This is a genomic window from Lentimicrobium sp. L6 (genome assembly GCF_013166655.1).
Taxonomy (GTDB): Bacteria; Bacteroidota; Bacteroidia; order Bacteroidales; family UBA12170; genus UBA12170.
In genome coordinates this window covers 14,696-33,755 of the sequence record NZ_JABKCA010000060.1, presented here as the reverse complement: position 1 = coordinate 33,755, position 19,060 = coordinate 14,696, and the positions used below count along the sequence as shown (strand labels likewise).

The 19,060-nt window shown below is 32.7% G+C and carries 15 protein-coding genes; 1 reads left to right on the top strand and 14 read right to left on the bottom strand.

All coding sequences use genetic code 11. The features are described 5' to 3' along the window. Positions 1–250: 250 nt before the first annotated feature. From HNS38_RS14780 to HNS38_RS14715, 14 genes are all read right to left on the bottom strand, one after another. Positions 251–1,723 (bottom strand): alpha/beta fold hydrolase, encoded by a 1,473-nt coding sequence (locus HNS38_RS14780; RefSeq protein WP_172284516.1) that lies wholly within the window; start codon positions 1,721–1,723, stop codon positions 251–253. A gap of 89 nt (positions 1,724–1,812) precedes the next feature. Continuing rightward, positions 1,813–2,748 (bottom strand): polysaccharide deacetylase family protein, encoded by a 936-nt coding sequence (locus tag HNS38_RS14775; protein ID WP_172284515.1) that lies wholly within the window; start codon positions 2,746–2,748, stop codon positions 1,813–1,815. Continuing rightward, positions 2,745–3,677 (bottom strand): PD40 domain-containing protein, encoded by a 933-nt coding sequence (locus HNS38_RS14770; RefSeq protein ID WP_172284514.1) that lies wholly within the window; start codon positions 3,675–3,677, stop codon positions 2,745–2,747. The genes HNS38_RS14775 and HNS38_RS14770 overlap by 4 nt, the downstream gene beginning before the upstream one ends. 14 nt (positions 3,678–3,691) lie before the next feature. Beyond that, positions 3,692–5,134: a serine hydrolase domain-containing protein gene (locus tag HNS38_RS14765; RefSeq protein ID WP_172346659.1), complete on the bottom strand. Its 1,443-nt coding sequence runs from the start codon at positions 5,132–5,134 to the stop codon at positions 3,692–3,694. A 118-nt stretch (positions 5,135–5,252) separates the two neighbouring features. After that, complete coding sequence (locus tag HNS38_RS14760) at positions 5,253–5,981, bottom strand: LytTR family DNA-binding domain-containing protein (RefSeq protein WP_172284512.1); 729 nt, start codon at positions 5,979–5,981, stop codon at positions 5,253–5,255. Further along, positions 5,974–7,044, bottom strand: a complete 1,071-nt coding sequence (locus HNS38_RS21235; protein WP_172284511.1) for a histidine kinase — start codon at positions 7,042–7,044, stop codon at positions 5,974–5,976. Before HNS38_RS21235 ends, HNS38_RS14760 begins: the two co-directional genes overlap by 8 nt. Before the next feature lie 252 nt (positions 7,045–7,296). Then, positions 7,297–8,169: a T9SS type A sorting domain-containing protein gene (locus HNS38_RS14750; RefSeq protein ID WP_172346658.1), complete on the bottom strand. Its 873-nt coding sequence runs from the start codon at positions 8,167–8,169 to the stop codon at positions 7,297–7,299. A 355-nt stretch (positions 8,170–8,524) separates the two neighbouring features. Continuing rightward, the gene (locus HNS38_RS14745) at positions 8,525–9,670 is read right to left on the bottom strand and encodes a phospholipase D family protein (RefSeq protein ID WP_172346657.1); all 1,146 of its coding nucleotides are present in this window, start codon (positions 9,668–9,670) and stop codon (positions 8,525–8,527) included. A gap of 3 nt (positions 9,671–9,673) precedes the next feature. Then, positions 9,674–12,760 carry a type I restriction endonuclease subunit R gene (locus HNS38_RS14740; protein ID WP_172346656.1) on the bottom strand — a complete coding sequence of 1,029 codons (3,087 nt, stop codon included), beginning with the start codon at positions 12,758–12,760 and terminating at the stop codon, positions 9,674–9,676. A gap of 1 nt (position 12,761) precedes the next feature. Further along, positions 12,762–13,772, bottom strand: coding sequence for a hypothetical protein (locus tag HNS38_RS14735; protein ID WP_172346655.1), 1,011 nt, complete (start codon positions 13,770–13,772; stop codon positions 12,762–12,764). Then, a complete protein-coding gene (locus HNS38_RS14730; protein ID WP_172346654.1) occupies positions 13,766–15,007 on the bottom strand; it encodes a restriction endonuclease subunit S in 1,242 nt (413 codons plus the stop codon). Before HNS38_RS14730 ends, HNS38_RS14735 begins: the two co-directional genes overlap by 7 nt. Then, positions 14,997–16,529 carry a class I SAM-dependent DNA methyltransferase gene (locus tag HNS38_RS14725; protein WP_172346653.1) on the bottom strand — a complete coding sequence of 511 codons (1,533 nt, stop codon included), beginning with the start codon at positions 16,527–16,529 and terminating at the stop codon, positions 14,997–14,999. Before HNS38_RS14725 ends, HNS38_RS14730 begins: the two co-directional genes overlap by 11 nt. A gap of 51 nt (positions 16,530–16,580) precedes the next feature. After that, positions 16,581–16,763 (bottom strand): hypothetical protein, encoded by a 183-nt coding sequence (locus tag HNS38_RS14720; protein ID WP_172346652.1) that lies wholly within the window; start codon positions 16,761–16,763, stop codon positions 16,581–16,583. Positions 16,764–16,904: 141 nt separating this feature from the next. Further along, the gene (locus HNS38_RS14715) at positions 16,905–18,260 is read right to left on the bottom strand and encodes a tyrosine-type recombinase/integrase (RefSeq protein ID WP_172346651.1); all 1,356 of its coding nucleotides are present in this window, start codon (positions 18,258–18,260) and stop codon (positions 16,905–16,907) included. Between the two features lie 89 nt (positions 18,261–18,349). Here HNS38_RS14715 and tsaB point away from each other — a divergent pair, with 89 nt between their 5' ends. Next, complete coding sequence (gene tsaB / locus HNS38_RS14710) at positions 18,350–19,054, top strand: tRNA (adenosine(37)-N6)-threonylcarbamoyltransferase complex dimerization subunit type 1 TsaB (protein WP_172282589.1); 705 nt, start codon at positions 18,350–18,352, stop codon at positions 19,052–19,054. Positions 19,055–19,060: the final 6 nt, after the last annotated feature.

Here is a 19,060-nt window from a genome sequence, read left to right as displayed (position 1 = left end):
CTTTTCCAAGACGGGTTTTCTCAATATAAAAAGAACGCTTTTATTAAATTCTATGCTTTGAGTTTAGTTATTCTAAATGATTGGCAACGGATGGCGCTATGCTGCGTAGCGCATTAATATTACAAATTTTTCTGCGTACAAATATATCAAATTGCGAAACGTAATGTTCATATTTACAACAAATTGCGCTATGCAGTATGAGCGCGTGTTACCTGCTGGCTTTAATTTACAGTTTTACTATTAAAAATATTTACAATTCATTCTTCATCAATACCTTTAATCTGTACTCAAAATTTTGTTTAGTGTCGATTCCTTGACTAGTTTCTGAAATATACATTCTCATATATAATTCAGCCTGTTTATTATTTTCAGTAGCCTGATATGATTTTGCAATATAATAGTAGCAAATATTTGCCTCTGGATATTCTTTCAAGCATAACACGAAAAAATCGACTGCCAAGTTTGATCTAGAATTACTTTTTAATAGCCATTTACCTGAATTAATCAAAGGTAAAGGAGTAATTACTTTATTATTAGGTTTTTCTAGTTTCAGAGAATCAAAAAAATATAATGCCAACTTGAAATTGTAATTATCAACCAAACCTAAAAATGCATCATCATTTTCCAAAATTTCAATATTCTTATCAAACTCTTTTTGAGCATGATTTTTCCAAATTTTAATATCTCTATTTAGGATTGGTTTCTCTTCTTTGAAAATTGATTCAAGTATTGTGAAGAAGGCTAGTGAATTAGACTGGAATGGTGAGTGAGCTGAACTATCAATAACAAATAGTTTAGATAAAGGAAACTCCTTCAATATTAATTCAGTTTTATTTCTCCCCCAAGTATTATCCCACTTACCTTCTATAATATAAAAAGGTATTGGGCAGGTTTTGAAGCAATTAGAGAAATCAATATAATCAATAGCACCACTCATTAATGAATTAAAATGCTTGTCATGATGCCATTCATATAAAGAGGTTTGGGCAGCATATGTTTGGGTAGGTTTATAAAAACTTTGTCTTTTCCATGCTCCATTAAGTTCAGCATTAAAAAGCCCCGTTGCTAATGAAACTTTTCCTTCATCAATCAATTTCCAATTTTTATACATCAAATTCTTTTCCAGATTCGAAATATTGAGATATTGATTTCCTGAAATTAGATAGTTTTGTTGGAAGGAAATTTCGCTATTTACTAAAATCACTCCAAGTACATTTTCAGGATAAGTAAATGTGTAATATTGAGCAAGAATTCCTCCAAATGAATGACCTAATACAAACCATTTTTCAATACTAAGTTCTTTTCTTAATGATTCAATATCCTCTATTGATTGTAAAATCGTATATGTAGAATCACCCGTAAACTGACTTAATCCACATCCTCTTTGATCATAATAAATAATTTTGCTGTATTTGCTTGCATTACTAAAATAGGGGTGAAATACATGGCTAGTACCACCCGGCCCACCATGTATCAATAATAAAGGAATTCCAGCTCCTTCTTCTTGAATGTACAAATTAGCACCATTTATTAAGTAATGGTAAGTGCTAACTCCTTTTCTTTTATCAAGTCGCTCTATATTATTAGGAATCTCAACTATTTCATCCGATGTCTGGATGACCGAACTAAAAACTGTTTGCGTAGTATCAAAGTTTATAGTTTGGCAGACGGTGGATATTGTCACTAAAACCAAAACTACGAACAACAACCATTTAGTTTTCATTACTTTAAAATATTTGTGTATAACATATTGTTAACAACAACTCTCTTTTACGATTAAAAACATTTGCTTGTTCAATTATTTCTTGTTGTTTAATATCCTGACAATGATCTATATTGCTCATATTTTAGTTGGATATTTTCAGAAACTTTTGGTTGGGATGTTATCTCCATCCCTTTAGCTAATTTCCACCTGTCGATCCACGAAATACCTCTATCAGAAAATGATTCAGGAAGCATATAAGCTTTGTCCTTTAATGCTTCTTCTAAAGTAATAAATGAGTAATTCCTGTTGATTAATACCTGCAGAATTTCGTCTAAATAATCTGCATTTAGTTCATTTGCATGTAGTAATAATATATGGCTTAAATTATATGAAAGAAAATCTATTGAGAGTTTTTCATAATAGATGAATATGTCATTCATATAGCTAATGTAATCATCGGCAACAATTTTCATGGTGGAACTATCATTTCTTTCTTTTGCTTTCTTATAGCAATAAGCATAAATAAACTCATCATTATCCATTGTTACAGGTGCTGTAGTATAATGATGCTTTAGCAAAATACTATCTAATTGATTTTTATATTCTGCGGTTGAGCCAGTTCTTAATTGGGGATGTCTGAAATATATTAATTCTTCACCATATCTTTTCATCATTGGTTTTGTAATAATTTCGCCCCTTAAAATATCTGTTTCATATTCTTCAATACTTAATTTATTAATGTCCACATGTGAAAAAGTGTGATTCCCTAGTTCGTAGCCATTCCTAAGCCATTGTTCTAGTATTTCAATTCTAGAAGTTTCAGGAAGTTTATTATTATATAACTTTATTTCATTTACAAATCCAATTGCTGGGACATTAAATTTTTTAAATGTTGAAATCAATTTATCATTAACATTTTCTGTTATAAGAAGAGTTTTGCAGTTTGCACACGGAACATCATCTATAGAAATTACAATTTTATTCGACTGCGCAATGGATACGATTGTTGATAATATAAAATAAACTTGAAGTATTAATTTCATCTTAAAAATTTCTTTTGCATTTCATTTATAAAGTCTGCTTTCATCCAAAATATCTTATTGTTTCTGGTGAAAAATATATACTTTCCATCAGAAGTAACTGTTGGCTGATTTTCTTTTGCAATAGTATTTATTTTATCAAGCGGAACTGGGGATGTCCATGTTTTATCAGACTTTAAAAATGTAATGAATATATCAGAACTCTTTCCCTGCACTCTTTTATCAAACATCAAGTAGCTTTCGTCAGATGCAATAAAAACATGCGCCCCTTTTATATTTGCCTGAAGACTTTTAGCTTTAGAATAGCTCCCTCCCGAATGTTCAAACCGAACAATACCATCACAATATAAATTTCCATTTGCTGCAACAGAAACAGAATGAACGGTTTTATTAGGAATACTTAATTTCGAATAATATGGTTTACTCCAATTACCATCTTTCTTCTCCGAAATCCAAATATTTGATGCTGTTTTTGATCCTGGACATGATCGTCGAGAGTTAAAATATATTTTATTACCATCACGAGAATAACTACACTCTCCATTATTACCAACTTTCGAAAATGAGATTATATGTGGTTTCGACCATTTGCCTGATTTAAATTCCAATATATTTATTCCTTCCTTTCTAGTGTAGATCATTTCCTTACCAGATGGTGATATTTCAAATCCATAAATATCCTCATTAGTAGATACAATTCCAGGTGCAAAAACTACTGGTATGGAACCTGGTGTTTCCTGACCCATATAATCACATTCAAAAACGTTTGATAGTATTTTTGTTTCCTCAACCGGCTTCACTTCTTTTCTCACTGGTTCCATTTTTTTAACTTCGTTCTTGGGTTGTGTCTGAGAATTACATGATGCCAAACCTATAAATGTAAATATAAGGATGATGGATATTCTTGGAGATAATTTTATAAAATGTTTCATAGTCTAGTAGATATTTATTTATTGTTTAAGTTGTCAAGCATTGCTTTTGCATTTTTATTTTCAGGGTTTAATTCCAACGATCTTTTAAAGCTATTAATTGCATTTTTTTTCTTTCCAATGGTCATATATAACTCACCTAAACTATCAAAAGCATTCGAGCTTTCTGAAAATAGTTTCGTATTTAATTCAAATACCAATTGAGCTTTTGTTAAATTATTACGCCATAATAAATTATAGCCTAACATGTTTATACTTTGTTCGTTGATAGAATATTGTGTTTTGTTGTTTTTTACATCCAATATCAATTTATAAAATGTATCATTATTAAGATTTTTTGCTAAGACCGAATTAAGAGAGGGTAAAGGGATTTTATATGGTGCATTTAAAAGTATATTTCTAATTCCTGATTCTACGGCCCAAATATTATTATTATGTCCAATATTTGTAAATAGGAGAATGGTATAATCACCCTCAAAGATCCAAGCCATCTCGCAAAGATATCCCCATTGAGCACCATTATAGTGAGCAAATTTTGTTTTCTTTTTTGTATCAGGTAATTGGAGAGTAGTAATATCCCATGAATATGCATGCCCATTTCCAGGGTGAAATTCATCATAAGGGTCGTAGAACCATTCATCATATTTTTCTGGTAATAAGGAATGTTTTGCAAATGATCTATTCCATAAAAACATATCTTCTACCGTTGAATGCAAACCTCCTGCTCCATAAGTATTTAATGGATTCAAATATTTCGGTTTGGTGTATTCCCCCATACCTAATATGTATCCACTTGCAAGTTTTTCAATTACTTTATTAGGTTTAATCAATCCTGAATTTTTCATTTTCAAGGGAATAAATATTCTTTCTTTCAGGTTGTCTTCAAATGCTTTTTTTGTGATTTTTTCAATAATATAAACAAGGATACACATGCCTGAATTATTATACCTATATCTTTCACCTGGTTCAAACTCAAGGTCTCCACTATGTAATACCTCTAATGCAGTTTCTTTTGACAAGGTTTGTGCTAGTTGATTATCTATTCCTCGTACAGCTACATACGGCTTTATTCCAGAAGTGTGTTTTAAAAGATGATTAATATTTACAATATCTCCAATATCTTTGCGGTATTTGGGCAAAAAATCACTTATTACATTATCAACATTTAGTTTGCCTTCTTCTACTAATTGTAAAGTAATTACTGTTACAAATTGTTTAGTAAGTGAGCCAATATCGAAACGAGTATCTACATCATTTGGGATATTCCATTCTCTGTTTGCCAAACCAAACCCTTTATTAAAAAGGATACTGTCACCTTTCGCTATTAGTGCAGTGCCATTAAATAAACCTCTTTCATTACAACTTGCCAAATACCTATCAATTTTTTCTTTTTGGGCAAAAGATTTAGTAATTAACAAAATTGAAACAATGAAAAAGATAGGAATAAATTTTGTACACATATGTTAAATAGATTAATTATAATCCAAAACTAATATGAATGTACCAATCTTCCATACAAAATTCAGGGAGAGGTAGTATACTTAAGTAACAGGTAGCAAAATTTTATATTTAGGGATTTTAACCCATAATTTTTTTAATTCTTGAAAAATATCTACGGCTTAATGCAAATGGTTCTTCAATACCATTTATAAATACTCTATGAGAATTATTGAACCATGGCATTACTTTTCTAACTTCATTTAGGTTAACAATGTAGGATCGATGAATTCTCTGAAAATGCTTTTCTGGCAATCGATTTTCCCAATTTTTCAATGATCTCAAGACTAGATTTTTCTTTCCATCTTTGGTGTAGATTTTTGAATAGTAGTCGTCGGCTTCTATGAGCAAGATTTCTGATAAAGGCAAAAATTGGTGGGATTTATTTATTTGAATAAAAATTTTATCATCAAAGTTCATTTGATGAACTTTCTTGTTCCCTCTCAATGAATCAACTTTAAGTCGTTCGATAGTAGATTTTAACCTACCTACTGAAGCAGGCTTTAATAAATAATCAAATGCATCCACTTCGAAAGCTTTAATAGCATATTCGTCATATGCTGTCACAAAAACTACTCGCACATTTTCATCCAAATCCTTTATTAAGTCAAAGCCATTTTCTCCTCGCATTTCTATATCTAGAAAAATTAAATTGGGCTTATATTTTCTAATACAAGTACGAGCTTCATGCAAATTTTTTGCTTTACCTACCACTTCTATGTTGCCTACTTTGGATATTACATCTTGTAAATCTTCTTGTGCAAGAATTTCATCATCCACAATCAAAGCTCTGTTAATTGCCTCATTCATAATCGCCCTCCTCAATAATTTCAATTTGAACATTAACAAGGTCATCTGCTTTAATTATGTTGAAAGTGTGTGTGTTGGGATAGGCTTGATTTAAACGATTCTTAATATTTTCAAGACCTAAACCTGCTTTATCCATATCTTTATTGTTAAGCCAATAACCACTATTCATAATATTTAAGAGTACTTTATTATTAATAACCTCAGCAGTAACACCAATTTTCAACGGCATTCTACTAGTTTTCATACCATACTTAATGGAGTTTTCAATAATTGGTTGAAGCAAGAAAGCCAATATTGGAAAATCTTCAGCGAGTGGTGCTATTTTTATTTCAAAAGTCAAGTCATCTGCAAATCTAACTTTTTCAATTTTTAAATAGGCTTCCAACATTTCAACTTCTTTATAAACTGGAACTACAATTTGATCATGTGTATTTAAAGAGAATCGTAAAAATTCTGAAATTTGGGTTAGCATTTCATCAGCCTTATCTTTGTCTGTTCTTATTAATGAGCGCAAAGAACTAAGTGAATTAAATAGAAAATGTGGGTTTAATTGGTAGCGAAGCATTTTCAGTTGAGTATTTTCTGACATTAAAATTGCTTTTTCTTTTAGAAGTTTTTCAAAGGTTCTATCTTTATAAAATATAGTTCCAATATAAATTCCAGACCATGACAAGAATATCAACGAGTTACGTAAAAATATTTTCAAATATCCTGGAATTGTTAAGGCTTTAAAACCTCCTATTATGGGGTCGATACCAAAAATTGGAATGCTGAGCAAATAGTCAAGAAAGTGCCAAGCCACACCAGAAAATATTGAAATTCCAGAAGCAAATATTATGATAATATTAATGTTTTTTTGAAACAGATTGAGTTTTCTAAATAGAATCCCAATTAGTAATGACATTGACAAGCCTAAAGAAATAGATATTAATTCACCAACAAAATTTTCAGGTTGGTTATAACCTCTTTGATAATTTATATACATATCAATACTACCAATAACCAACCAAAAAAGGATTGTTAATATCCAAAATACTTTTATGTTTCTTTTGTTGTCTTCCACTGTTCAATTATTACAATATTGGTCTAAGGTAAACTATTCACATTAAATTTTCATTAATAAGAAGTTTGATTTATTTCACTTTATTATTTAATTTCACAGTGTGAGCTTGCAGGTAACGTTTTGAATATGGTGCGTTTGGCATTTTAAAACACTTCATTTTCAGGTTGCGACTAAGTTTATTTATTGCTATTATATTCATTTTTAGTACTAACTGCCAAATGCACTATATTTTTTGTTACCTGCTGGGCTTTTTCATTCTTTTATCAATTTTCCCCCTGCAATCTCATAATTGTCATTAATAAGTTGATAATAATAAATTCCTGAATTAAGATATTCTCCTGATATTTCAATTTTGCCAGAGTTTATTGGATTAATTCGTTTTATTAGTTGTCCAGTTGAATTAAAAATTTGAAGTCTGTATGTTTGTGAACTCGAATAGTCGAAATTTAGGATAGTTGAATGGTTGAATGGATTAGGGGTAATGGAGTGATTGATTTTTCCAACATTTTCATTTATTCCAACAGTATTTACGAGGCAGTCGTCAAAACTTGGCGATTGAAATATTAACTCTTCGTTTTCATGGCAGCAACTCAAATCATAATACATATCAAAAATGCATTGATATACCCCAACATAGACCAATCCATAAATACTTCCAATTCCTGCAATCCATTCTTCTCCATCAGAAAATGTAATCCTTTGCCGTTGTTCTCCATTCTCAATTGTAACTGTATCTATTAATGAAACTTCCATTTCAATAGGACAACCTTGATATTCGATTGAATTGTGAGTCGAGTTAAAATTTTCACCTACATTCAACCCGAAATCATAAAGCAATACTTCTGTTTCATTAGCGAATAGATAAAAATAAACTTTGTTTTCATTTTCTCTCAACGCCCCATACTTATTCCAATTGCTAAAAGTTGTATCGTATGTAGCATAGAGTTTCTTATATTCAGTTTGACCTATTGTCGTATCTCCTAATATTTTGAATGATTGAGTTCCACAACCACCCCAATTTATACATTCGACAACATTCCAGGTTTTGTCGTTCTGAATAAATGTCTGGCTACTAACAAGAATTGTCAGAGCGACTAAAATTGATGTAAGTGTTATTCTTTTCATAGTTCATAATTTTTCTTAGCCTTGCAGGTAACGGTAAGTATATGAAATCGTTTGGCATTTCGGAGCACTTACCTGTCAAACCGCTACAAATTTTATTAAATGTAACGACCTTAAAATTAGCACTAACCGCCAAATGTTTTATATACATTGTTGTATGCTGGGCTTTATTCATTATCAGTTAGTTCTCAATTTACTACAATCTAAAATCCGCTCAATCGAAGCACTGCTGTTCCCGAAAAAATTAGTTTTTTGGGTCGGCAAAAAAAGCGTTGGCAAACAGACAAGCTCTTTTGTAATTTTGGGTTGTGCGCTGGCTTTTGCGAATTGCAAATGTGCTTGGCTGTGTGTGGTGGCTCTATGCATTATCAATGACCTCCTTTATAGTTGGATTTCCTTGATACAAGCCCGATAGGTATTGAGCCGTTACTTCTCCATATTTATTTTTAGTTTCTTGAAACTTATTCTCTAGCCATTCCGCTGCAATTTCAGTCAATTCTACGTCTGCTTGTTGGCGTAATGAACCCCAAGCACTTTTAATTGGCTTCCCTTCAAGAAATCTTTTTTGAGGTTTATCAAAGCTGTCATATTCTAATGTATCAATCAATTCACTCATTTTTGGGCAATCACCCATAGTTGCATCAATTAGCACAGGGTCTTTCACTCTAATATAAACAGGCCATTCATCTTTCCATGGTATCGCCCTAATATCGGCATGTGTTGCGGTATCTCTGTTATCAACATGTTTAAGTGTAATCGCTTTCCCAAAAATAGCATACTCTGTACCATGTAATATTCGCGCCATATAAACGATATCTCCATTTCTATATTTGCGAGGTCTACCTTTCTTTCCTGAAAATGTTAATGCCCAATGACAATGAGAACGGTCTATTTCTTCTTTTGTAGTAAAGCTTGTATTAACTCTACTATCATCACTTCCAAAGTTTTTTATAAAATATTTACGTTTTCTGTCGCCTTGTATCAAAGCTTTTTTACCATAATCTGGCAATTCATTATTATTTGAAGTTGGTTGTGAGTTTTTTAGTTCCTTTTCCCAATCTTCAATTTGGTTTATAGTTAGGATTTCAGAATTTATTTGCCATAAGTCTTGAAAGTACATTTTTGAATTAGAAATTGTCACTTGGTCTATAGTTTTAATTCCGAACTCATAATTATTGAAAAATCCACCAGAAGTAAAATTTGCAGAACCAATTATTGTACTCTTATTATCAAAAATGTAAACTTTGCTATGCAGATTTTGTATTCCTTTAATTTCAGCCCCTTTTGAAACAAGTTTTTTCAATGCAGATAAACTTGAAACTCTTGAACGAAAATCGTTTAAATTAAAACGAGTAATTAACTGGATTTTAGCTTTTTTCTTGTTACTCAATAAATGATTAACAATGTTGTTTGTGACAAAAGGGGAAATAAGAAATACATTATCTGTATTTTCTAATTCTTCAAGAAAATAAGCAAGCCAATTTTTAGATATTACTTCTATCATAATTTATTCTTTTGTCCATTCCCTTGACCATGCTTCAGTTTGTTCCATAATCGCTTCAATTGCTGCAGGGGAATCTTCAGGAGGATATTTATATTTTCTTAATAATCTTTTTATCCTAACCCTAATGCCTGCCTGCACGCTTTTCTTAACATTCCAATCTATTGAAATACTGTTTCGTAAACTATCTACTAATTCACGAGCGATATTTTGTAAAATGTCATCGCCCATTATTTTTTCGGCTAAATCGCTTACGTGGAGTGCATCATAAAAAGCTAATTCATCATTATTTAAGTTTAATTTCTCGCCTCGTTTGTCAGCTTCTTTTATATCGCCTATCAGGTCTGCCAATTCTTGTATGGCTTCGGCTGTTGTTATTAATCCGTTTTGATAGCGGCGAACGGCTTCCTCCAATAATTCTGAAAACTTTTTGCTTTGTGTAATGTTTGTTTTACCTCGTCTTTTTAGTTCATCATTTAATAGTTTTTTCAACAATTCAAGAGCGAGGTTTTTGCGTTTCATGTTTTTAATATCGTCCATAAATTCATTGGAAAGTATGGATATATCAGGTCTTTTTAACCCTGCTGCCTGAAAAACATCAATTACTTCATCGGAAATTAATGCTTCCGAAACAATTTGCCGTATTGCTGTTTCTATTTCCTGATTGCTTTTTGTCTTTTCTTTTTCTGATAGTTTGGCTATGTAAGATTTAACCGTTTGGAAAAATCCGACTTCATCTCTTATTTTTAAAGTTTCAGGGTGTGGAACGCACAATCCGAAGGCTTGCGAAAGACGCATTACGTTTTGATTGAAACGGTTTTTGCCGTCTTCTAATGCCAAAATGTAATCCATAGCATCACGGATAAATTCCAATTTGTCTTTTATAGCAATTTCAAAATATTTTTTGTAATCGAATTTGCTAAACATATCAACAGTAACTTCGTAAAGTTCTTGCAATTTAGCAACTGCCTCTTCGAGGTCGAAAGTTGGTTTACCTTTTCCACCTTCTTCGGTGTATGTGGCAATCGCTTTTTTCAAATCTTGTGCAATTCCAATGTAATCAACTACTAAACCGCCTTTTTTGTCCTTGAAAACTCGGTTAATCCGTGCAATGGCTTGCATTAGATTATGACCGTTCATTGGTTTGTCAATGTACATGGTATGTAAACATGGTGCATCAAAACCAGTAAGCCACATATCACGAACAATAACTAATTGTAAAGGGTCTGAAGGGTCTTTCAAGCGGTCTCCAATAGATTTTCTGCGTGGTTTGTTGCGTATATGTTCCTGCCAATCCAAAGGGTCACTAGCCGAACCTGTCATAATTACTTTTATTATTCCTTTGGTATCATCAGAATCATGCCAGTCAGGTCGTATTTTTATAATTTCGTTGTATAAAGCTATTGCAATTCGACGACTCATTGCTACAATCATACCTTTGCCGTCCTGTGTTTTTGAACGAGCTTCAAAATGCAATACTAAATCTTTAGCAACTTGTTCTAAACGGTCTTTACTGCCAACTATAGCTTCCTTGCTTGTCCATTTGGCAAAGTGCTTTTGCTTTTCAGTGAGTTCTTCGTTTTCGGTAACTTCTTCAATTTTTTCGTCCATTACCTTTTGTGCCACTTCATCAAGATTTATTTTAGCTAAACGACTTTCATAATAAATCCGAACAGTTGCACCGTCTTCTACTGCTTGTTGAATATCGTAAACGTGCACATAATCGCCAAAAACGGAACGTGTATTTGCATCTTCCTTTTCAATGGGTGTACCTGTAAAACCGATAAAAGAAGCATTGGGTAAAGCATCTCGCATATGACGGGCAAAACCATCGATAAAATCGTATTGGCTTCGGTGGGCTTCGTCAGCGACAACCACAATATTATGGCGTTCGCTTAATGTCGGGTAAGTGTCACCTTTTTCTTCGGGCATGAATTTTTGAATAGTCGTAAAAACAACGCCACCTGATGCTACTTTAAGCAATTCTCTCAAACCACTACGGTTTTCAGCCTGTTTAGGGGTTTGCCGTATAAGTTGATTACAATTGCTAAATGTTTCAAATAGTTGTTGGTCTAAGTCGTTTCTATCTGTAAGTACCACAATAGTAGGATTATTCATTGCATGTGAAAGAACTAATTTACCAGTATAGAAAACCATACTTAAACTTTTCCCACTACCTTGTGTGTGCCATACAACACCACCACGTTTATCACCTTCTGTATCTGATGCTTTTATGGTTGTTTGAATGGCTTTGTTTACTGCAAAATATTGGTGGTATGCTGCTATTTTTTTTATTGTTTCTTTTTTGGTGCGTTCAAAAACAGTAAAATGCTTTAGAAAGTCCAATAGAGTTGCTTTATTAAGCAAACCTTCAATTAGAAAAGGCAACTCTGACAGTAATTTATTTTCTTTCCTTTCATCTACTTGAATTATGTGTTCACCATCCTTAGATTTCCATTCCATAAATCTGCTCCAAGGGCTACTAATGCTACCTACTTTTGCAAACCAATAATCACTGACTATCGAAAAAAGGTTATAGACAAATAAATTAGATATTTGCTTTTTGTAAGTTTCTATTTGATTAAATGCAGCTTTGGTATCAGCTTTTTCATCGGCTGGATTTTTCAACTCAATGACTACCAAAGGCAAACCATTTACAAACAATATAATATCTGGACGGCGATTGTGATTGTTTTCAATTACTGTAAATTGGTTGATTGCCTGAAATTCGTTTTTTGAAATGTCGTTAAAATCTATCAGCCAAACTTTATCGTTGCGAATTTCGCCTTGTGTATTACGGAAAGTTACATCTATACCTTCGGTTATATATTTGTGTGTAATCTCATTTTGAGTAAATAAATCGGGATTTTCATGTCGTAGAACTTTTTTTCGTGCTTCTTCTTGTGCATCAAAAGGGATATCGGTATTAATGCGAAAAATGGCATTTTGCAATACCTTTTCCAGAACAACATCATTCGCTTGACGTTCTTCACTATCCAATAAATCAGGGCCATAAGAATAGTTATAACCTTGTTCTTGCAGAAGCTCAATAGCAATCTGTTCTATATCGTTTTCTGTTATTAAATTGCTCATATTATAATATCAGTGCTTTAAATTTATTTACCACATCCTCAAATTCCTCTTTATTAATTTCTATATCTTGTGATTTGCTAACAACCTCAAATTTATATTTGCTCGCATGATATTTTTTATAGAAGCAAATCAAAGCATTTGTTTCATGGTCTTCCTGATAGAAATGTATGAAAGGGGATAAGCGATAAGCAGTATTGTTGATTTTTGCAAAGACAGAATTAGCATTAAACTCTTCTATGATTTCAAAATAGTTCTCCTTTTTTAAAACAATAACATCTTTCTTGCCTGATAATGAAGAACCATTATAAATCTCACAACGTGGAATAAGTGGACTTACTGCATCATGATATCTAAATAATTGAACCTTTTCAAGACCCATTAGTTGGTTTAGCATCCTTGTAACAAGAGGAAACAACACATTATATAACGATTTCTGTTGCATTGATGTCTTGGCAGAAGCATGTTCAAAACCATTTCTTTCCCCATTCAATGAACGTATACCAGATAAAGTTTCAAGGGGGATAATATTTTTACATTCAAAATCAATATTTGTTGTTTCAACATGGTTTAAGATATTTTCAACAATATTTAATTTATCATGTACTCTGTCTGAACGAAATTTATTCCATGTTGTTAATCCTAATTCTTTAAGTGGGATATTTCTATATCTAGCTTCACCAACAACTAACCCAAATATTAAAAAAATGGTTGCTTCCCAACATGATTTTAATAAATCTAATCTGTGATGGTCGTTTTGATAGTTGTTTTCGGCTTCATACAAATAATGTGCAATAGGGTTGGGGAAATTATTAAAAATTCTGTCTATCACAATTTGGGGGTCAGTATTAAAACTTCCTAATGCTTCTATATAATTCTCATATTTATTTGTATACAAAACCTCACTTGCATTAAAATCATAATCAGCTATAACAACAGTAAAGTTTTCATCTAACCAGTCATTAAATGCAGGATTATCATCGTATCCAATTTCTCTTTCCCTATCTGCTAACATACACTAACCTCCCCGTTCAATAATTTGGGCAATAAGTTATCACGCAATAATTTTAGAATAGATATTTCTTGCAAATTTTCTTCAATTTTTTTGTCAATTTTTTTTGATTGTTTAGTAAAATCCAAAATTATTTTCCTTTCGGGAACAAGAATATTAATTCGCTCAAAATCACTTTTATTAATTATCGGCATTGTGGAACCACCTGTTGCCATGTTTTTAAGCAAGTCATAAATATTCTTAAAATAGAAATACATAAATTCTGTTGTAATTCTTGAATTACTAGGAATAAACGAATTAATTTGTTGATTTGTTAAACATGTTGTTTTTGTAATAGCAACTTTGCCCATATCAGAACCAATACATGTTACAAGAACTGAGTTTTCTGGAATAAATCTTTTTTGATGCTTAATAAAACCTTCTTCTGAAATGTACCTGTTTGAGCTAAGTATTAGTTTAAAATAATTTTTGAAATCAGAAGGAGTAACAAAAGGATATTTATCTCCAAATTCTTCAGGGTTTTTACTTGCCGGAGTATTTCCAGTCATAACAATACCTAATTCAGAAACAGTTTTCCATTCCCAACCATCTGGTACTTGGTCGTTTTTTGGTAAGCACATTTCTTGAAAAAGGGTTTGTGCTGTTTCTTCCAATGTTTGGTTCATTTGACGGTTTAATTCAATTTTATCTTCTAAACTTGTTAAAATAGTAGCTATTTTATTTTGAATTGAAAGTGGTGGTAAGAATAGAACCATTTTATTGATTTCATCCTTGCCAATATTTTGCTGAGCTGATTGAGTTTGCCTTGCAAGTATTTGATTGAAAAAATATTTAGAAGTGAGAAAGTGATATAAATAATCTTTTGAAAGGACATCATTATCTTGGCTGAAAAAATTTCCTACACGGTAATTTTGAAGACATATTTCATTTTCATAATATCGTGCTATTTTACCAATTGTTGCACCTGTTAATGCCATTAAAATATCTCCTTTATGGAGAATGTACTTTTCGAAGTCTTTTAATCTGTCTGCATCTATAAAGTCACAAGCCGAAATATCAACACTACCGTTTTTATTAATTTGGGTTATCTTGAAAACTTTTACACCATCATCAGTAAAATCATGAGTTCTAAACTGAAAACCATGTTTTAATTCTGCAACCGATGAAAATTCTACAGCTTCCCAATCTTTTGGAATAGTACCAAGAATTGTATCTTGCAACCCTTCTTTAAAACTCATATCCAATTGATTTAAGGTTTTCACGAATTTGATTTTCTAACTCGCTGCTTTTTACAAACTGCTCAGCCAATTGGCAAGTTAATTTGTCCATCTTCTCTGCAAATGGGATTCCGTCTTCTTCTTCTAATTCTGTGCCGACATACCGACCTGGTGTTAAAACGTAATTAGCTTCTTGTACTTCTTCTACGGTTGCAGTTTTGCAAAAACCTGCTATATCCTCATAATTACCTTCGGGATTTCTCCAATTATGATAGGTGTCAGAAATGATTCTTATATCTTCATCCGCTAATTCACGATTTCTGCGATTTATCATTTGCCCCAAGTTTCGAGCATCAATAAATAGTATTTCACCTTTTCTATTTCGGAAATTACCATTGGTTTTATCACGAGCCAAAAACCATAAACAAGCGGGTATCATCGTGTTATAAAACAATTGAGATGGCAGTGCAACCATACAGTCAATTAATCCAGCATCAACCATATTTTTTCGAATATCACCTTCTCCGCTAGTATTGCTTGTCATACTACCGTTTGCCAAAACTATACCTGCTGTACCTTTCGGGCTTAGTTTATGAGCAAAATGCTGCAACCATCCGTAATTTGCATTACCAACAGGTGGCACTCCATATTTCCATCGATGGTCGTCACGTAATTGTTCTCCGCTCCAATCGCTTACATTAAAAGGTGGATTTGCCAGTATATAATCAGCTTTCAAGTCTGGGTGTTTGTCTTGCATAAAAGTATCACCCAATTCCATTTGAGCGTCAATGCCACGTATGGCAAGGTTCATTTTTGCCAGTCGCAAGGTTGTTGGATTGCTTTCTTGTCCATAAATAGAAAGATTTTTAATTTTCCCGCCGTGTGCTGTAATAAACTTTTCGCTCTGAATAAACATTCCACCGCTACCACAACAGCCGTCATATACTCGACCATTATATGGTTCTATCATTTCAACCAATAGTTTTACAATACTTGCAGGAGTGTAAAATTGTCCGCCTCGTTTACCTTCGGCATCGGCAAACATACCTAAGAAATATTCATATACTCTACCCAAAAGGTCTTTGCTTACATGTCCGTCCTCTGCAAAACCAATTGTGCCGATAAGGTCGATAAGTTCTCCGAGACGTTGTTTGTTTAAATCAGGTCGTGCATATTCTTTTGGCAAAACACCTTTAAGCGAAGGGTTTTGTTTCTCGATTGCGTCCATTGCGTCATCAACAAATTTTCCAACTTCTGGTTGCTTAGCTCTATCTTGTAAATATTTCCAGCGTGCATTTTCGGGAACAAAGAATACATTGAATTGCAAATACTCGTCCTTGTCTTCTGGGTCTGCTCCTTCAAATTCTCCTTCTCCTTTTTCTAGTTTTTCATACAATTCATTAAAGGCATCGGCAATGTATTTCAAAAAAATCAAACCCAATACAATGTGTTTGTACTCGGCAGCATCCATATTGCTACGTAGCTTATCAGCTGTTGCCCAAAGGGTCTTTTCAAGTTCGTTGTTGTTATTATCTATAGCCATAAAATATTATCTTGTTATTTTCAATTTTTAAAAATACGGAAAACCTTTCCATTAGCAGCGAGCGAAAGCAAAAAACAGCTCTTTTGCAAATTTTGGCTGTAGGTTGCCTTGTGCGATTTGCAAATGTGCTGTTTGTGCGTGGGCTTCCCCAACTGTCCCGAAGGGCAGAAGCGGGCGGGCAAAAACTAATTTTTTCTTGCACCAAACTTCAATCAATGCTCTTTTATTATTCACTTATTATTTCAATTTTCCAGTCGAACTATCAAAGTACTGCTGTCTTTTTTTAGCCTTGCATACAACTTGTTTATATAAGTAAGTTTCTTCCACATAACTACCCCAATTTGGGTAGTTATACGGAAGTTTGGTAAAAATAACTCAAATTTTTATATCATCAAAAGGATTAGATAAAGATTTCAACTTTTTTGTACTAACATGTGTATATATTTCTGTTGTTTTACTGCTTTTATGCCCCAACATGGCTTGGATATATCTTAAATCTACTCCCTTTTCAAGGGAATGTGTTGCAAAACAATGTCGTAAAACATGTGGGGTAACAGGAAGCTTTACATTTACTTGCTCAGCTGCACTTTTTACTATTTTACCTATACTACTTCCTGAATATGGCTTTTCCCCTTGCCCTTCTAAAAAATAATCTCTTATAGCAAAATCTAAGATGTATTTTTTCAGAGGTTTTATTAATGATGTGGGCAAAGGTAATTGCCTGTCTTTGCGTCCTTTCGAATTGTAAATAGTAATAATTTCTCTGTCAAAATCAATATCCTTAAGCTTTAATATACTTAGTTCATTATTACGTAAACCTAAACTATAAAGCATAATAATGACCATTTTATGTTTGTAGTTTGTTGTAACATTTATCATCTTTTGAACATCTTCTTTACTAATAACCTTAGGTAATCTCTTTTCAAAAATAGGATATGGCAATTCTGTTCTATCTATATCCCTGTTGTATACTGTCCTGTAATAGTTGTTAACAGCACTTATTAAAATCCTTTGAAACGATGTGGAATAATTCAAATCTTCTCTTAGATAATTAATATAATCTCGAATTTTATTTTCTGATAAATTGGATATATCCTCATTCCTAAAATAATATAGAAAATGAGATACCTGACTTATATAATTCGATATAGTATTTTTGCTCTTGTTTTCAATCTTCAGTTGTTTTTCAAAATTAGGGTGTAGTTCTACTTCGCCTTTTTTTAAAGGGCTGCGATGTTTTTTAGCACTAGGATTCTCCGTTTCAACCCAAAGCATATTTCTTCCTTTAAATATGCTTTCTATAGTTTTCATATTCTCTGAATTCATAAGAACCGACCATATCTTTTTTTCTTGATGCCACCATGATCCATCCAATTTTTTAATGGATTCCTTTATGGCTAAATCAAAAGGAAACTTGATAAAAAGCCTCCCTTGTCTAATGTCTTTTTCAATGATGATATCGGATTTAGATTGATATTCTTTCTTTTTCTGAATGCTCTTGTTAATGATTTTTTTTTCTGATTCTTGATGAACTAAAAAGGCTTTTTTCAATTCCGCTTTATTAGTTTCATTATTTGCAACAAGCCAACTGCGATTAGTTTGACTCCATCGGGCTCCAGATATTTGCTTAACTTTAATTATTAATTCTTCATCATAAGCAAATTCAATAAAAATAACATCTTGACCTCTATGTGTTCCTCGCCTAAGTGTTATTTGGGGATGCGTTTCCATAATAAGCTGTATTTGAGTCTAACAAATATACAATTTTTTACAAACCCATTTTCAAACAAAGCATTATCTTTGCCCACTCAAATAATATTATGGCACTGATTTTAAATATTGATACTGCTACCCCTGTTTGCTCGGTAGCTCTGGCGCGCAATGGAAAACTATTGGCTTTACGCGAAAAAAATGAGAAGAATATACATGCTGAAATCCTTACCCAATTTATTATGGAAGTGATTGCTGAAGCAGAATGTTCATTAGCCGATTTAGATGCCGTGGCCGTGAGTAAAGGTCCTGGTTCCTATACCGGGCTTCGAATTGGAGTGAGCACCGCAAAAGGACTCTGCTATAGCCTCGATATACCTCTGATTGGTATTGGCACCATCGATTCAATGGCTCACTTTGCTGCTCAAGAGCTACAAGGAAAGTTTAACGAGCAAGACCTTTTTCTTCCCACCATAGACGCCCGTAGAATGGAAATATATGGCGCTTTCTATAACCATAAATTAGAAGCCCAAACAGAGGTAAAACCACATATATTAGATGAAAATTCTTTTTCGGAGGAGGGTGAAAATAAAAAAATCATCCTAACAGGAGATGGTGCCGCCAAATGCCAAGAAATTTTCAAGGAGAGAGACGAGATAAAAATATACCCCGATATCCATTGCTCCAGCCAAGGCATGATACAACTCTCAGAAGAAGCGTTCAACAAGCAAAATTTTGAAGATGTAGCCTACTTCGAACCTTTCTACCTCAAAGAGTTTATTGCAGGTATTCCTAAAGTTAAAGGGCTTCGTTAAAAGGCG

Coding starts and splice junctions, on each gene's coding strand:
- HNS38_RS14780 (WP_172284516.1), bottom strand. CDS start 1,723: ATGAAAACTAAATGGTTGTTGTTCGTAGTTTTGGTTTTAGTGACAATA.
- HNS38_RS14775 (WP_172284515.1), bottom strand. CDS start 2,748: ATGAAATTAATACTTCAAGTTTATTTTATATTATCAACAATCGTATCC.
- HNS38_RS14770 (WP_172284514.1), bottom strand. CDS start 3,677: ATGAAACATTTTATAAAATTATCTCCAAGAATATCCATCATCCTTATA.
- HNS38_RS14765 (WP_172346659.1), bottom strand. CDS start 5,134: ATGTGTACAAAATTTATTCCTATCTTTTTCATTGTTTCAATTTTGTTA.
- HNS38_RS14760 (WP_172284512.1), bottom strand. CDS start 5,981: ATGAATGAGGCAATTAACAGAGCTTTGATTGTGGATGATGAAATTCTT.
- HNS38_RS14750 (WP_172346658.1), bottom strand. CDS start 8,169: ATGAAAAGAATAACACTTACATCAATTTTAGTCGCTCTGACAATTCTT.
- HNS38_RS14745 (WP_172346657.1), bottom strand. CDS start 9,670: ATGATAGAAGTAATATCTAAAAATTGGCTTGCTTATTTTCTTGAAGAA.
- HNS38_RS14740 (WP_172346656.1), bottom strand. CDS start 12,760: ATGAGCAATTTAATAACAGAAAACGATATAGAACAGATTGCTATTGAG.
- HNS38_RS14735 (WP_172346655.1), bottom strand. CDS start 13,772: ATGTTAGCAGATAGGGAAAGAGAAATTGGATACGATGATAATCCTGCA.
- HNS38_RS14730 (WP_172346654.1), bottom strand. CDS start 15,007: ATGAGTTTTAAAGAAGGGTTGCAAGATACAATTCTTGGTACTATTCCA.
- HNS38_RS14725 (WP_172346653.1), bottom strand. CDS start 16,529: ATGGCTATAGATAATAACAACAACGAACTTGAAAAGACCCTTTGGGCA.
- HNS38_RS14715 (WP_172346651.1), bottom strand. CDS start 18,260: ATGGAAACGCATCCCCAAATAACACTTAGGCGAGGAACACATAGAGGT.
- tsaB (WP_172282589.1), top strand. CDS start 18,350: ATGGCACTGATTTTAAATATTGATACTGCTACCCCTGTTTGCTCGGTA.